The sequence below is a fragment of the Pseudomonas sp. GNP014 genome (assembly GCF_054344005.1).
In genome coordinates this window covers 899,487-914,390 of sequence record NZ_JBTGUS010000001.1, presented here as the reverse complement: position 1 = coordinate 914,390, position 14,904 = coordinate 899,487, and the positions used below count along the sequence as shown (strand labels likewise).

Sequence of the window (14,904 nt, the reverse complement as noted above, 5' to 3'; positions counted from 1 at the left end):
ACTGGCGGCTGTTCAGGACGCCAGGCTCTTGCGAAAGCGTGCCAGGGCAATGAAGAAGAACAGCAGGCCGATGGCCGTCAGCGCCAGCAAGTCCGGCCAGACCACGCTCAGCCCCGCGTCGCGAAACAGAATCGCGGCGCTGAGGCTGACAAAATGCGTGGACGGCGAGCCCTGCATGACCCACTGCAGCCATTGCGGCATGCTGTCCAGCGGCGTGCTGCCGCCGGACAGCAGCAACATCGGGATGATTACTGGAATCGCCAGCAGACCGAACTGTGGCGTCGAGCGCGCCAGGGTCGCCAGAAAAATCCCCAACGCGGTACTGGCAAACAGATAAACCGCAGTCACCAGCAAAAACAGGCCCATCGAGCCGGACAACGGCACGCCCAATGCGCCTTTGACCACCACCTCCAGCGACAGCCAGGTGCACAGCACCACCACCAGCAGGTTGCTCCAGATTTTCGCCAGCATGATTTCCAGCGCCGTCAGCGGCAGCACCAGCAAATGGTCGAGCGTGCCGTGCTCGCGCTCGCGCAGCAGCGCCGTGCCCGTCAGGATGATCGCCAGAATGGTGATGTTGTTGACGATCTGAATCACCGCCAGAAACCAGCCGCCCTCCAGGTTGGTGTTGAACAGTGCGCGGGTGGTCAACTGGATGGGCGTTTTGCTCACGGCATCGCCCTGGCCGCCGTAGGTCTGCAATTCACGCTGGAAGATCCGGCTGATGTAGCCGGCGCCCATGAACGCCTGGCTCATCGCGGTGGCATCGACGTTGACTTGAATGGCCGGTTGCCGCGCCGCGAGCAGATCGGTTTGAAACCCTGCCGGAATGTTGATCACGAAGGTGTACTGGCCGCTGTCCATCACCTGATCGAGTTGCGTATAGGGCAACAGCACCGGCGTCTGGAACTCCGGCGGTTGCAGGGCCTGGGCCAACTGGCGCGAGAGGGCACTGTGGTCTTCGTCGACGATCGCCACGCTGGCGTTGTGCACGCCGATCACCGAGCCGGCGGCGGGCATGTAGATCGCCACGGTGAAGGCGTAGAACAGGAACAGCAGCAACACGCTGTCGTGGCGCAGGCTGGTCAGTTCCTTGAGTCCCAGGCGCAGGATGTGCGCGAACTTATGCATCAGGCCTCCTGCTTTTTCAGCATGATCAGGCTCAGCCCGGTGAACCCGACAAAGAACCCGAACAGCGCCAGGCATTGCGGCCACAGTTGCCGCAGGTCCAGCGCTTTGGTGAACGTGCCCACCGCGATGTCGAGAAAGTGTCCTGCCGGAAACAGCATGCCCATCACCGCCGCCGCCCCCTCCAGCGAAGAGCGCGGCACGATCAGCCCGGAGAACTGAATGGTCGGCAGGCTGGTGATGATCATGGTGCCGAGGATCGCGGCGATTTGCGTGCGGGTGAACGCCGAGATCAGCAGGCCCATGCTGGTGGTCGCCAGCACGTACAACAGGCCGCCGAACGCCAGCGTCAGCAGGCTGCCCTTGAACGGTACGCCGAACAGCCAGCGGTTCATCGCCACCAGCAGCGCGAGATTGACCAGACTGACCAGCAGGTACGGCGCCTGTTTGCCCAGCAGAAACTCCAGGCGGGTCAGGGGCGTGGCGTAGAAGTTGGTGATCGAGCCGAGTTCTTTTTCGCGCACGATGCCCAGTGCGGTGAGCATCGCCGGAATGAACGCCAGAATCAGCGCCATGACCCCGGGGCCGATGGCGTTGACGCTGACCACATCCTGGTTGTAACGAAAGCGCGTTTCGAGGCTGGCGCCTGCCTGATGATTGATCGCGGGGCTGCTCTGCTCGGCCAACTGTTGCAGGTTGGCCAGGTGCACGGCTTCGACATAATTGCGGCTGGTCTCGGCGCGAAACGGCATGCCGCCATCCAGCCACGCCGCCACTGCAGGCTGGCGCCCGGCGTACAGGTCACGGCCAAATCCGGGGGGGATTTCCAGCGCCAGTTTGATCTCCGAGCGTTGCAGGCGGCGGTGTAGTTCCTGAGCGTCGTGGATGGCCGGGCGTTCATCGAAATAGCGTGAGCCGCGAAAGGCTTCCAGATAGGTTCGGCTCTGCGGCGTCTGGTCCTGGTCGTACACGGCAAACGCGAGGTTTTCCACGTCCAGGGAAATCCCGTAGCCGAAGATCACCATCATGAAGATCGCCCCCGCCAGGGCGAAGGCCATACGCACCTTGTCACGCAGCAGCTCCTTGCCTTCGCGACTGGCCACCGCGAGCAGACGGCCGAGGCTGAAACCGCGCTGCTTGAGTGGCGGCGCGGCGGCCGCTGGTGCGGTCGATGATTCGCTCGCGGGAGGCGTTTCGGCAGTGCCCTGGGCCTGTTCCAGGCAGGTCACGAAAGCGGCCTCCAGCGTCTCTCCACCGAACTGCTGTTGCAATGCCGCCGGGGTGTCGCACGCGAGGACTTTGCCGGCGTGCATCAGCGAGATGCGGTCGCAGCGCTGGGCTTCGTTCATGAAGTGGGTGGAGAGGAAAATCGTCACGCCCTGCTCGCGTGACAGTTCGATCAATAGCCGCCAAAAGTCATCGCGGGCTGCCGGATCGACCCCGGACGTCGGCTCATCGAGAATCAGCACTTCCGGGCGGTGCAACACCGCCACCGCCAGTGACAAACGTTGGCGCAGACCCAGCGGCAGGGCGCCGGACGGCTGATCGGCGACGCCGAGCAGGTTGAAGCGCTGAATCAACGCTTCGATGCGTTGCGCGCTTTCGACCTTGGGCAGGTCGAACAGCCGCGCATGCAGCTCAAGGTTCTGCCGCACACTGAGCTCGCCATACAGCGAAAAACTCTGGGACATGAAGCCGACCCGCTTGCGCGTGGCCAGATCCTTGGCATTCACCGGGTTACCGAGCAGCGTCGCGCTGCCCTCGCTGGCCGGCATCAGTCCGGTCAGGACTTTCATGGTGGTGGTCTTGCCGCAGCCGTTGGAGCCGAGAAAACCGAAAATTTCGCCGCGCCCGATGGCGAAGCTGACGTGATCCACGGCGGTGAAGTCGCCGAAACGCAACGTCAGGTCGTGGGCCTCGATGGCGATGTCGGTGGTGCTGTCGGTGCGTGGCGGAATCACCAGCGGCTGAGCGTCATGCTGGCGGTCGCCCTGGAAATGGGTGAAGGCCTCATCAAGTTTGCCGCTGGGGGTGACGGCCGCCAGTTCACGGCTCAGGCCGGTGGCAATCAATTTGCCGTTGTCGAGCATCAAGCAATGCTCGAACTGTTCGGCTTCCTCCATATACGCGGTGGCGACCAGCAGAGTCAGTTGCGGGCGCTGGCGCCGCACGTCGTCGACCAGTTCCCAGAACCGTCGGCGCGAGAGCGGGTCGACGCCGGTGGTCGGCTCGTCGAGGATCAACAGATCCGGTTCATGGATCAGCGCGCAGCACAGCCCGAGTTTCTGTTTCATGCCGCCGGACAATTTGCCGGCGGGGCGCTCGGCGAATTTCAGCAGGTCGGTGGCGAGCAGCAGGTTGTGCATGCGTTGCTCGCTGTCGGCCTTCGACAGACCGAACAACGTAGCGAAGAACTGAATGTTTTCGCGGATCGACAGTTCGGGATACAGGTTGCCGCCCAATCCCTGGGGCATGAAGGCGATGCGCGCATACAGCGTGTCGCGGTGGCGGCGCTGCTGGATCGGCCCGCCGAGGACGTCCAGTTGCCCTTGCTGCAAGGCTTTCACCCCGGCGATCAGCCCCAGCAGGCTGGATTTGCCAGCGCCATCGGGGCCGATCAGCCCGCAACGGGTGCCGGCGGGCAGGCTGAAGGCGATCTCGCTCAGCGCTTGCTGTTTGCCGTAGCGGTGCGCGATGCCGTTCGCCTGAACCGCGAGGCTGTTCATTGCAGATTGGCCGGCCAGGCGATCGGCGCGGTGCGTACATACCCGGCGCCGGGCATGCCGGGCTTGGCTTGCGGCACGGCGCTGGGTTGAGTCAGGCGCAGCTTGACGCGGAACACCAGTTTTTGCCGCTCGTCGCGGGTTTCGACCTCTTTCGGGGTGAACTGCGATTTGCCGGCGACGAAGCTGATTTTTGCCGGCAACGGCTTGTCGGGCAGGGCATCGAGCAGCACCCGCGCTTCATCGCCCACCGCCAGACGTCCGGCCACGGCGGCGGACAGGTAGAGGTTCATGTACTGATCATTGGGATCGATCAACAGCAGGACGCGGCCACCGGCCCCCAGCACCTCGCCGGGTTCGGCCATGCGCAACTGGATCACGCCATCAATCGGCGCGCGCAGGCTGCTGTCGTCGATTTCGCTGGTCAGTTGCGCGACCTGCGCCTGTGCAGCGCCAATCGCTGCACTGACCGCCGACACCTGAGCGCGCGCCGCTGTCACGGCGGCGTTGCCGGTGCCGATGCGCGATTGCAATTGATCGATGACCTGGGCGCTGACGAAACCGTGCTTGAACAGTGATTGGGAGCGCCCGAGTTCCTGCTGGGCCAGCAATAGCTCACTCTGACGCAACTGCACGTTGGCCTGGGCGGCGTTGAGGTTTTCCCGCGCACGCACGACCTCGGCTTCGGCCTGGTTGCGCTGGGCCTCAAGGGTGCGCGTGTCCATGCGCGCCAGCAATTGGCCCTGGCTGACCTTGTCGCCTTCATCGACCAGCACCTCGGCGAGGCGACCGGGGGTCTTGCTGGCGATCTGCACTTCGGTGGCTTCGAGTCGTCCGTTGCCGGCCGACAGGCCTTCGGGCAGGCGACTGCTGATTGACTTCCAGTAACCGAAGCCGCCGGCGGCCAACAGTAAGGCGATGAGCGATCCGGCAAATAAAAGTGAGGAACGGCGGTGCGTCGACATGGGGGCATCCTGCGGCTGTGGCGTCCAGTCTGACGGTTCAAGCGCGGGGGGCGCTTGATGTCAATCAAATGAGCGGCAAGCCTAGACCCTTTTGTCTGCCAGCACTGCGTGACCGGGCGGTTCTCAGCGCAGGCCGAGCACAGCGGCCCATTGTTCGGCGGTGACGGGCATCACTGACAGCCGCGAGCCCTTCTGCACCAGCGGCATTTGCGCCAGCGCGGTCTGCTGTTTCAGGTAATCGAGTTTCAAGACCCGCGCAAAGGTTTCGACGTGCGCCACGTCGATGGCGCTCCAGGCATTTTTCTCCACTGTGGCCTTTGGATCGAAGTAATGGCTCTCCGGCTCCAGTGCGGTGGGATCCGGGTACGCGGCCTGGATGATTCTGCCGATGCCGGCAATCCCCGGTTCCGGGCAGCTGGAATGGTAGAAAAAGAACTCATCGCCTACCGCCATCGCGCGCAGGAAATTGCGCGCCTGATAGTTGCGAACCCCGTCCCAGCGCGCTGTGCCGAGCTTCTCCAGGCCTTTGATCGAAAGTTCGTCGGGCTCGGATTTCATCAGCCAATAGGCCATGGTTTTTTGCTCCTGAAACGGTCATTGGGCAGGTTGTCGGGCAATTTTATGACAAACCGACAGTCGGTTGACGTCAGCGTTTGCGCGCAGGTTCACGTTGTCGCAAAATGCCGGCCTTTAAAGCTTGACGCTGCTGCACGGCCTACGAACGGAAACCGCTGCTGTCATCGTGATGATGTGCCTTGAGGGGGGCAATCGATGAAACGCAAACCGGATTTGCTATGGACTTTGGTCATTTTGTTCGGCCTGGGTGTCGTGACCACGGGTTACGCGCAAAGCCTGTGGTCCAACAAGACCGACGCGCCGATTGAAGTGGCGCAACAGGTGCAACAGTCGACAGCCTTCAAGCGCTGAAACTGCCTTTTCGACGCCGCGTTTTCGGGCGGCGTCCTATCCCGCGACATACCACGCCTTGTCAGTGACCGTGCCCTGCAGCGGTACATCCCAACTGGCTTGCGCCAATCGTTCGACCTTCTGACATTCGTGGGCCAGGCCCAACAGCGTGGGCTTGCGCCAGTGCTTGCGCCGGGCCAGATACGCCAGGCTGCGGTCGTAGAAGCCGCCGCCCATCCCCAGGCGCCCGCCGACGTCATCAAATCCAACCAACGGCAACAACACCAGGTCCAGTGTCCAGATCTTGCGCTGGCGCGCCAGTTGGGCGCGCGGCTCCAGAATGCGGAAGCGATTGGGTTTGAGTTTCTCCCCGGGACGGATGCGCTGGAACACCATTTTGGTCCGTGGCCAGGCACTGAGCACCGGCAGATAAGTGGCCTTGCCCCGGCGCTGGGCTTCGCGCAGCAGCAGGCGCGGATCGATTTCGCCGTCGGTGGGCAAGTACAGGGAGATGTGTCGGGCCCGGCGAAAGTGCGGGTCTTGTGCCAGTTGGCGGAACAGGCCTTTGGCGGCCTGGCGTTGCTCGCCTGGGGTCAGTGAGCGGCGCGCCTTGCGCAGCAGGCGGCGGAGTTGCGGGCGGGGCAGCAGCGCAGGTTCGGTCATGGTTCGGCTTCGGCAGGTGAGGGCGAAAACGCACGCATAAAAAATCCGATGCCGGCAAACACCGACATCGGATTCGAATCAGGCTCCCCGGATGAACCGCTGTCAACTTAGCCCTTGAACCCGAAAGTTCAAGGTGGAAGATGCAGTAGACTTTAAGGCTTTCCGTCTAGCGGACATGCACACCAGCCCAACGTGCAACTTCCAGGGTAGTGCGAATCGGCTCAGGGACATCGTCAACTGGCAAGCACCCCAGGGAGTGCGGCGAGTATACCGCAAGCGGCCGGTTGAATCAGCCCTTGCCGGTGTTCTGATCGTCGGCGAGGACCAGATCGACACGATCGAGCAAGTCGCGCACCTGTTCACGGGTCGAACCGCTGGCCTGGATGTCCGGGCGCTCTTCTTTGTGCAAGAGGTCGTGGGTGATGTTCAGCGCGGCCATCACGGCGATGCGGTCGGCGCCGATGACTTTGCCGCTGCTGCGGATCTCGCGCATCTTGCCGTCCAGGTAGCGTGCGGCACTGACCAGATTGCTGCGTTCTTCCTGCGGGCAGATGATCGAATACTCTTTGTCGAGGATCTGCACGGTGACGCTATTGCTTGAACTCATGAGTCTTGCTCCAGGGCCTTGAGGCGCGAAATCATCGATTCGACCTTACGCCGGGCGATTTCGTTTTTTTCAATGAGGTGAGCGCGTTCCTCGCGCCAGGTCTTTTCCTGAGCTAGTAAGAGTGCATTTTGACTCTTAAGTTGCTCGACTCGGGTAATCAGCAGTTCGAGTCTGGCCATCAGCGCTTGCAGGTCGGTGTCTTCCATTGTGTCCACTGGGTCGGAGTCTGTCTGATGGGATAGCTGGCGGACAGCCTTTAATAGTCTTGGCGAGTCTGTCGATGTAGGATACAAGGCCTTCATTCTAGACATAGCGCCGTCTGGCGCCTAGCTGCCCATGACCATTGCGAATTCCCCGTACCAAGCCTTTGCCACCCTGCTGACTTCCAGCGGCCACAACGTCTCGCCTGCCGAACTGCATGGCCTGCTGCTTGGCCGCAGCTGCGCCGGCGCCGGCTTCGATAACGAAGGCTGGCTGATCGACGCCGCCGAATTGCTCGAAGGCGACATCCAGGACAACGTCCGCAACGCCCTGATCGGCCTGCAAGAGATGGTCAAAGGCGAGCTGACCGGTGACGACGTCACTGTCGTTCTGCTGTTGCCGACCGATGATGCACCACTGACCGACCGCGCCGCCGCGCTGGGCCAATGGTGCCAGGGCTTCCTCAGCGGTTTCGGCCTGAACTGCCGCGACAGCAGCATGCTCAGCACTGAAGCCACCGAAGTGCTGCAGGATCTGGCTGCGATCTCCCAAGTGCAGGATGCCCTGGAAGAATCCGAAGACGGCGAAACCGACTACATGGAAGTCATGGAGTACCTGCGCGTCGCGCCGCTGCTGCTGTTCTCGGAAACCAAGAAAGCCGACGTACCGCCAGCCGCCAAGCCGTCGCTGCATTAATCGCGTGCCAGGGAAAGCCATCTGCCCATGACCCATATCCCCAAAGCGGAATACAGCCGTCGCCGCAAGGCCCTGATGGCGCAGATGGAACCCAACAGCATCGCGATCCTGCCTGCCGCCGCGGTGGCGATCCGCAACCGCGACGTCGAGCACGTCTACCGTCAGGACAGCGACTTCCAGTACCTCAGCGGATTCCCCGAGCCGCAAGCCGTTATCGTCCTGATGCCGGGCCGCGAGCATGGCGAGTACGTGCTGTTCTGCCGTGAGCGCAATGCCGAGCGCGAGTTGTGGGACGGTCTGCGCGCAGGGCAGGAAGGTGCGATCCGCGATTACGGTGCCGACGACGCCTTCCCGATCACTGACATCGACGACATTCTTCCGGGCCTGATCGAAGGTCGCGACCGGGTGTATTCGGCGATGGGCAGCAACCCCGAATTCGACCGCCACCTGATGGACTGGATCAACGTGATCCGCTCCAAGGCGCACCTCGGCGCCCAGCCGCCGAACGAATTCGTTGCCCTGGATCATCTGCTGCACGACATGCGCCTGTATAAATCGGCGGCAGAAGTGAAGGTGATGCGCGAAGCCGCACGGATCTCGGCCCAGGCCCACATTCGTGCGATGCAGGCCAGCCGGCCGGGGTTGTACGAGTACAGCCTCGAAGCCGAACTCGATTACGAGTTCCGCAAGGGCGGGGCGAAAATGCCGGCCTACGGTTCGATCGTCGCTGCCGGGCGCAACAGCTGCATCCTGCATTACCAGCAGAATGACGCGCTGCTCAAGGACGGCGATCTGGTGTTGATCGACGCCGGTTGCGAAATCGACTGCTACGCCAGCGACATCACCCGCACCTGGCCGGTCAACGGCAAGTTCTCGCCGGAGCAAAAAGCGATCTACGAGTTGGTGCTGGCCTCGCAGGAAGCCGCGTTCGCCGAAATCGCCCCGAACAAGAACTGGAATCAGGCCCACGAAGCCACGGTTCAGGTGATCACCGCAGGCCTGGTGCAGCTCGGGATATTGCAGGGCGAGGTCGACGAATTGATCGCGACGGAAGCCTATAAAGCGTTTTACATGCACCGCGCCGGCCACTGGCTGGGCATGGATGTTCACGACGTCGGCGAGTACAAGGTCGGCGGCGAATGGCGGGTGCTGGAGGTCGGCATGGCGCTGACCGTGGAACCGGGCATCTACATAGCCCCGGACAATCAGAACGTAGCGAAGAAATGGCGCGGCATTGGCGTGCGCATCGAGGACGACGTGGTAGTGACCAAGAGCGGTTGTGAAATCCTCACGGGCGGCGTGCCGAAAACCGTCGCTGACATCGAAGCGCTGATGGCGCAAGCACGGGCACACGCGGCATGAGTCGAGTCAACCTGGCAATCATCGGTGGCGGCCTGGTCGGCGCCAGTCTGGCGTTGGCCTTGCAGGCCGGGGCCAAGGCCCGCGGCTGGAAAATCGTCCTGATCGAACCGTTTGCCCCGGGCGACAGCTGGCAGCCGAGCTACGACGCCCGTTCGTCGGCGCTGTCCTTCGGTTCGCGGCAGATCTATCAGCGATTGGGCGTGTGGCAGGAAATTTCCCGCCGCGCCGAGCCGATCAAACAGATTCACGTGTCTGACCGTGGCCGCTTCTCCACTGCCCGACTGTCGGCGATGGAAGAGGGCGTGCCGGCGCTCGGTTACGTGGTGGAGAACGCCTGGCTCGGCCAGTGCCTGTGGCAGCATCTGGATAAAGACGTGATCAGTTGGCGCTGCCCGGCGGAAGTCGCGCGCATGGAGCCGCTGCCTGACGGTTATCGCCTGACCCTCAACGATGAAACCACCGTCGAGTGCGATCTGGCAGTGCTCGCCGATGGCGGTCGCTCCGGGCTGCGCGAGCAGTTGGGCATCAACGTGCGCAAGCGTCCGTACAACCAGAGCGCACTCATTGCCAACATCACCCCGAGCGAAGCGCACAACGGCATGGCCTTCGAGCGCTTCACCGACGAAGGCCCGATGGCCTTGCTGCCATTGCCGGAAAACCGCTGCGCGCTGGTCTGGACCCGTCTGGGCATGGACGCGCAACGTTTGGCCGACCTCAGCGAGCGCGATTTCCTCAGCGAACTGCAAGGCGTGTTCGGTTACCGTCTCGGTACCCTGAAGCAGGTGGGAGCACGCCATCTGTATCCGCTGTCGCTGGTCGAGGCCGAAGAGCAAGTGCGTTCGCATCTGGCCGTGCTCGGCAACGCCGCACACAGCCTGCACCCGATTGCCGGGCAGGGCTTCAACCTGTCGTTGCGCGATGCCGATGCCCTGGCCGCCGCGTTGCTCGCCAGCGACAAACCGCTGGGCGACTTCGCCACGTTACAGGCGTATCGCGAGCGCCAGCGCCTGGATCAAGACCTCACTGTGGGCTTCTCGGACCAGGTCACGCGATTGTTCGGCAGCACCCAGCCGCTGGTCTCGCTGGGGCGCAACATTGGTTTGCTCGGCCTCGATCTGCTGCCTCCCGCCAAGCGCTGGTTTGCCCGCCAGGCCATGGGGCTGGGGACGCGGCCGGATGCTTGAGCGGCTGGCCGGCACTTTCACTTTCAGGAGCGCGCCGCCCACCGGCGCGCTCGGTAAAACCCTTTACGGGCGGCGCACGCCGCCAGCGAGACAGGCTTAAAGCATGGAAATGCGCGCAGATCTGCTGATTGTCGGGGCCGGAATGGTCGGCAGCGCCTTGGCGCTGGCGCTACAGGACAGCGGGCTGGAAGTCCTGCTGCTTGACGGCAGCCCGTTGAGCGTCAAACCGTTCGCTGTCGACGCACCGTTCGAACCGCGGGTGAGTGCGCTGTCGGCGGCCAGCCAGCGGATTCTCGAACGCCTCGGCGTGTGGGACGGCATCGCCAGCCGGCGCAGCAGCCCGTACACCGACATGCACGTGTGGGACGGCAGTGGCACCGGCCAGATTCATTTCTCGGCGAGCAGTGTGCACGCCGAGGTGCTGGGGCATATCGTCGAAAACCGTGTGGTTCAGGATGCCTTGCTCGATCGTTTGCACGACTGCGATCTGGGCATGCTGGCCAACGCCCGACTGGAGCAGATGCGCCGCTCCGGCGATGACTGGCTGCTGACCCTGGCCGATGGTCGCCAGTTGCGCGCGCCGTTGGTGATTGCCGCTGACGGCGCCAATTCAGCCGTTCGCCGGCTGACCGGCGTGGCGACGCGCGAGTGGGATTACCTGCACCACGCCATTGTCACCAGCGTGCGCAGCAGCAAGCCGCACCGGATGACCGCGTGGCAGCGCTTTACCGATCACGGACCGCTGGCGTTTCTGCCACTTGAGCGCGACGGGCAGCAGGATTGGTGCTCGATTGTCTGGTCGACCACCCCGAGCGAGGCCGAGCGCTTGATGGCACTGGATGAAGCGGCTTTCTGCCAGGCGCTGGAGCGCGCCTTTGAAGGTTGCCTGGGCGAAGTCATCAGCGCTGATCCGCGCCTTTGCGTGCCGCTGCGTCAGCGCCATGCCAAACGTTATGTGGCCGAAGGTCTGGCGCTGATCGGTGACGCGGCGCACACCATTCACCCGTTGGCCGGGCAGGGCGTGAACCTGGGTTTCCTCGATGCGGCGGTGCTGGCTGAAGTGCTGTTGCAAGCCAATGAGCGTGGCCAGCGCCTGGCCGATGTGAAGGTGCTGAGCCGTTACGAGCGCCGGCGCATGCCCCACAACCTTGCGCTGATGGCGGCGATGGAGGGCTTCGAACGTTTGTTCCAGGCCGATCCGCTGCCAGTGCGCTGGCTGCGCAATGCCGGGTTGAAGATTGTTGAGCAGATGCCGGAGGCGAAGGCGCTGTTTGTGCGTGAAGCCCTCGGTTTGACGGGCGATCTACCGGCCCTCGCCAAGCCTTGATCTTTTCGTTGTTGCTGATGGCCACATCGCGAGCTGGCTCACTCCTACAGGGGAATGTATTCCTACGGTAGGAGGAGTCGTGCAACATCTGGTAACTCCTTGGAAAAGTGTTCGATTGAGAACCTAAATGTGAGTCCTTATCATTTGGCCCACATTTTCCGACCGAGAGATCACTCCCATGTTGGCACCCAAGCGTCTCCTGACCGCCCTGGCCCTGACCCTGATCGGCAGCACCACCGCCCAGGCCGCCGACGAGGTGGTGGTCTACTCCTCGCGTATTGATGAGCTGATCAAACCGGTGTTCGACGCCTACACCGCGAAGACCGGGGTGAAGATCAAGTTCATCACCGACAAGGAAGCGCCGCTCATGCAGCGGATCAAGGCCGAGGGCGAAAACGCCACCGCCGACCTGCTGCTCACTGTCGATGCCGGTAACCTCTGGCAGGCCGAGCAGATGGGCATTCTGCAGCCGTTCACCTCGAAGACCATCGACGCCAACATCCCGCCGCAATATCGCTCTTCGACCCATGCCTGGACCGGCCTGAGCCTGCGCGCGCGGACCATCGCCTATTCCACCCAGCGGGTAAAACCGGGCGAGTTGACCACCTACGAAGCACTGGCCGACAAGAACTGGGAAGGGCGCCTGTGCCTGCGCACGGCGAAGAAGGTCTACAACCAGTCGCTGACCGCGACCATGATCGAAGTGCACGGTGCCGAGAAGACCGAGAAAATCCTCAAGGGCTGGGTCAACAACCTGTCCACCGACGTGTTCTCCGACGACGTGGCGGTGCTGGAGGCGATCAATGCCGGCCAGTGCGACGTCGGCATCGTCAACACTTACTACTACGGTCGCCTGCACAAGCAGATGCCGGAGCTGCCGGTGAAATTGTTCTGGCCGAACCAGGCCGATCGCGGCGTGCACGTCAACCTGTCGGGTATCGGCCTGACCAAACACGCGCCGCACCCGGAGGCCGCCAAGGCGCTGGTCGAGTGGATGACCACACCTGAAGCGCAGAAGATCTTTGCCGATGTGAACCAGGAGTTCCCGGCCAACCCGGCGGTGGCGCCTTCGGAAGAAGTGGCGGCATGGGGCAAGTTCATCGCCGACACCCTGCCGGTGGAAGTGGCGGGCAAGCGTCAGGCCGAAGCGATTCGCATGATGGATCGGGCGGGCTGGAACTGAGGCTTTTCGTATAACGGTTCATCGTTCAAGATCGCTCCCTCACCCCAGCCCTCTCCCGGAGGGAGAGGGAGCCGACTTGTAGTGTTTTCGAAACCTGAGTCCGACTCGATGTTTCGGGTCGATGTAGCTACCTCACCCTAGGCCTCTCCCGAAGGGTGAGGGCAACAATCTCAACCTGAAACCCTAATCCCAAGAACACCCCCAATCCCCCCAGAGTCCAAAAAGTGGCCCACCCCGCCCAACGCCGCTGGTACCCCATCGTCTTCGCCATCGCCGCGTTGGTGCTGTTGCCCCTGACCGTCCTGTTGCTGTCGTGGCAAACCATCGACCAGCAGATCTGGTCGCACCTGTGGGAAACCCAGATGCCGCGCTTGCTGGGCAACACTCTGACCCTGGTGCTTGGCGTGGGCGTCGGTGTGACGCTGCTCGGCGTCAGTCTGGCGTGGCTCACCAGCCTCTGTGAATTCCCCGGCAGGCGCTGGCTCGACTGGGCGCTGATGTTGCCCTTCGCCATCCCGGCTTATGTGCTGGCGTTCGTCTTCGTCGGTCTGCTGGACTTTGCCGGGCCCGTGCAAACGCTGTTGCGCGAGTGTTTCGGCAGCGGGTTACGCCTGCCGCGGGTGCGCTCCACCGGCGGGGTGATTGTGGTGTTGGTGCTGGTGTTTTATCCCTACGTTTACCTGCTGGCGCGCACCGCGTTTCTCGCGCAGGGCAAAGGCTTGATGGAAGCGGCGCGGGTGCTCGGGCAATCGCCCTGGCAGGCGTTCTGGCGTGTGGCATTGCCCATGGCGCGGCCGGCGATCGGTGCCGGGGTGGCGCTGGCACTGATGGAAACCCTGGCGGATTTCGGTGCGGTGTCGGTGTTCAACTTCGACACCTTCACCACCGCGATCTACAAGACCTGGTACGGCTTCTTCAGCCTGCCCAGCGCGGCGCAACTGGCGAGCCTGTTGTTGCTGGTGGTGATGCTGGTGCTCTACGGCGAACGGCGGGCACGCGGTGCCAACCGGGCAAGCAACGAGCGACCACGGGTCAAGGCGCTGTATCACTTGCGCGGGCTCAAGGCGTTCGCAGCGACAGGCTGGTGCACGTTGGTGTTCGCCTGTGCGTTCGTGATTCCGCTGCTGCAGTTGATTGTCTGGTTCTGGCAGCGCGGGCGCTTCGATCTCGATGAGCGTTACGCCGGGCTGATCCTGCACACCCTCTACCTGGGCGGCATGGCGGCGTTGATCACCGTCAGCGTCGCGTTGCTGCTGGCCTTCGCCCGACGGCTGGCGCCAACCCGGGCGATTCGCTCCGGCGTCAGCCTGGCCAATCTCGGTTATGCGTTGCCGGGCTCGGTGCTGGCGGTGTCGATCATGCTCGCCTTCAGCTACCTCGACCGCGAACTGGTGATCCCGCTGTCGGGCTGGCTCGGCGGCGCCGGCAAGCCGCTGTTGCTCGGCAGTCTGGCGGCGTTGCTGATGGCTTATCTGGTGCGCTTCATTGCGGTGGCCTACGGGCCGCTGGAAAACAGTCTGGCGCGTATACGGCCTTCATTGCCCGAAGCGGCACGTAGTCTGGGTGTCAGTGGGCCGCGACTGTTTTTCAAAGTGTATCTGCCGCTGTTGCTGCCCGGCACGTTGAGCGCGGCGTTGCTGGTGTTCGTCGATGTGCTCAAGGAAATGCCCGCCACCCTGCTGATGCGCCCGTTTGGCTGGGACACGCTGGCGGTGCGCATCTTTGAAATGACCAGCGAAGGCGAATGGGCGAGGGCGTCGCTGCCGGCGCTGACGCTGGTATTGGTCGGTTTATTGCCGGTCATCGGCCTGATCCGCCGCTCGGCGCACCGAAACACTTAGTCGTCAGTCCTGAATCATGCGGCTACAATGCGCGGCATTCGGTGCGGTTCGTCTGACAGATCGGTACGCTGAAATCGGCTGAGAGCCTTATATTTCAAGGCTTTCAACTGTGCAGCGG

Annotated in this window: 14 protein-coding genes and 1 other RNA gene; 7 read left to right on the top strand and 8 right to left on the bottom strand. The window is 63.0% G+C overall.

What is annotated here, in order from left to right; all coding sequences use genetic code 11:
• Positions 1 to 12 precede the first annotated feature (12 nt).
• The 4 genes from ACXX9E_RS04265 to ACXX9E_RS04250 form a co-directional block, all read right to left on the bottom strand.
• Complete coding sequence (locus ACXX9E_RS04265) at positions 13 to 1,131, bottom strand: ABC transporter permease (RefSeq protein WP_123469713.1); 1,119 nt, start codon at positions 1,129 to 1,131, stop codon at positions 13 to 15.
• Positions 1,131 to 3,854, bottom strand: coding sequence for a ribosome-associated ATPase/putative transporter RbbA (rbbA, locus tag ACXX9E_RS04260; RefSeq protein ID WP_222834081.1), 2,724 nt, complete (start codon positions 3,852 to 3,854; stop codon positions 1,131 to 1,133). The genes ACXX9E_RS04265 and rbbA overlap by 1 nt, the downstream gene beginning before the upstream one ends.
• Positions 3,851 to 4,816 carry an HlyD family secretion protein gene (locus tag ACXX9E_RS04255; protein ID WP_123469710.1) on the bottom strand — a complete coding sequence of 322 codons (966 nt, stop codon included), beginning with the start codon at positions 4,814 to 4,816 and terminating at the stop codon, positions 3,851 to 3,853. The genes rbbA and ACXX9E_RS04255 overlap by 4 nt, the downstream gene beginning before the upstream one ends.
• 123 nt (positions 4,817 to 4,939) lie before the next feature.
• Positions 4,940 to 5,389, bottom strand: a complete 450-nt coding sequence (locus tag ACXX9E_RS04250; RefSeq protein ID WP_186744083.1) for an EVE domain-containing protein — start codon at positions 5,387 to 5,389, stop codon at positions 4,940 to 4,942.
• A gap of 198 nt (positions 5,390 to 5,587) precedes the next feature.
• On the opposite strand from ACXX9E_RS04250, the gene ACXX9E_RS04245 reads away from it, so the two are divergent.
• On the top strand, positions 5,588 to 5,743 hold the full coding sequence (locus ACXX9E_RS04245) for a hypothetical protein (RefSeq protein ID WP_095186895.1): 156 nt from the start codon (positions 5,588 to 5,590) through the stop codon (positions 5,741 to 5,743).
• 36 nt (positions 5,744 to 5,779) lie between these two features.
• Here the strand turns inward: ACXX9E_RS04245 and ACXX9E_RS04240 are convergent, their stop codons facing one another.
• The 4 genes from ACXX9E_RS04240 to ACXX9E_RS04225 all read right to left on the bottom strand — a co-directional run bounded on the left by ACXX9E_RS04240 (position 5,780) and on the right by ACXX9E_RS04225 (position 7,198).
• The gene (locus tag ACXX9E_RS04240; RefSeq protein WP_123469706.1) at positions 5,780 to 6,385 is read right to left on the bottom strand and encodes a 5-formyltetrahydrofolate cyclo-ligase; all 606 of its coding nucleotides are present in this window, start codon (positions 6,383 to 6,385) and stop codon (positions 5,780 to 5,782) included.
• An 80-nt stretch (positions 6,386 to 6,465) separates the two neighbouring features.
• A non-coding RNA gene (gene ssrS, locus ACXX9E_RS04235) (6S RNA) lies at positions 6,466 to 6,644 on the bottom strand.
• 30 nt (positions 6,645 to 6,674) lie between these two features.
• A complete protein-coding gene (locus tag ACXX9E_RS04230) occupies positions 6,675 to 6,992 on the bottom strand; it encodes a cell division protein ZapA (RefSeq protein WP_336347527.1) in 318 nt (105 codons plus the stop codon).
• Positions 6,989 to 7,198 (bottom strand): TIGR02449 family protein, encoded by a 210-nt coding sequence (locus ACXX9E_RS04225; protein ID WP_007940359.1) that lies wholly within the window; start codon positions 7,196 to 7,198, stop codon positions 6,989 to 6,991. The genes ACXX9E_RS04230 and ACXX9E_RS04225 overlap by 4 nt, the downstream gene beginning before the upstream one ends.
• 130 nt (positions 7,199 to 7,328) lie before the next feature.
• Here ACXX9E_RS04225 and ACXX9E_RS04220 point away from each other — a divergent pair, with 130 nt between their 5' ends.
• The 6 genes from ACXX9E_RS04220 (at position 7,329) to ACXX9E_RS04195 (ending at position 14,786) form a co-directional block, all read left to right on the top strand.
• Complete coding sequence (locus ACXX9E_RS04220; RefSeq protein WP_123469704.1) at positions 7,329 to 7,889, top strand: YecA/YgfB family protein; 561 nt, start codon at positions 7,329 to 7,331, stop codon at positions 7,887 to 7,889.
• 27 nt (positions 7,890 to 7,916) lie between these two features.
• Positions 7,917 to 9,251, top strand: a complete 1,335-nt coding sequence (pepP, locus tag ACXX9E_RS04215) for a Xaa-Pro aminopeptidase (protein ID WP_458555066.1) — start codon at positions 7,917 to 7,919, stop codon at positions 9,249 to 9,251.
• Positions 9,248 to 10,435, top strand: coding sequence for a 2-octaprenyl-6-methoxyphenyl hydroxylase (gene ubiH / locus ACXX9E_RS04210; protein WP_123469701.1), 1,188 nt, complete (start codon positions 9,248 to 9,250; stop codon positions 10,433 to 10,435). The genes pepP and ubiH overlap by 4 nt, the downstream gene beginning before the upstream one ends.
• Positions 10,436 to 10,544: 109 nt before the next feature.
• Complete coding sequence (locus ACXX9E_RS04205) at positions 10,545 to 11,762, top strand: 2-octaprenyl-3-methyl-6-methoxy-1,4-benzoquinol hydroxylase (RefSeq protein WP_267796840.1); 1,218 nt, start codon at positions 10,545 to 10,547, stop codon at positions 11,760 to 11,762.
• A gap of 178 nt (positions 11,763 to 11,940) precedes the next feature.
• Positions 11,941 to 12,945, top strand: coding sequence for an extracellular solute-binding protein (locus ACXX9E_RS04200; RefSeq protein WP_123469698.1), 1,005 nt, complete (start codon positions 11,941 to 11,943; stop codon positions 12,943 to 12,945).
• 224 nt (positions 12,946 to 13,169) lie between these two features.
• The gene (locus ACXX9E_RS04195) at positions 13,170 to 14,786 is read left to right on the top strand and encodes an ABC transporter permease (RefSeq protein WP_458555065.1); all 1,617 of its coding nucleotides are present in this window, start codon (positions 13,170 to 13,172) and stop codon (positions 14,784 to 14,786) included.
• The last annotated feature ends 118 nt before the right edge of the window (positions 14,787 to 14,904 follow it).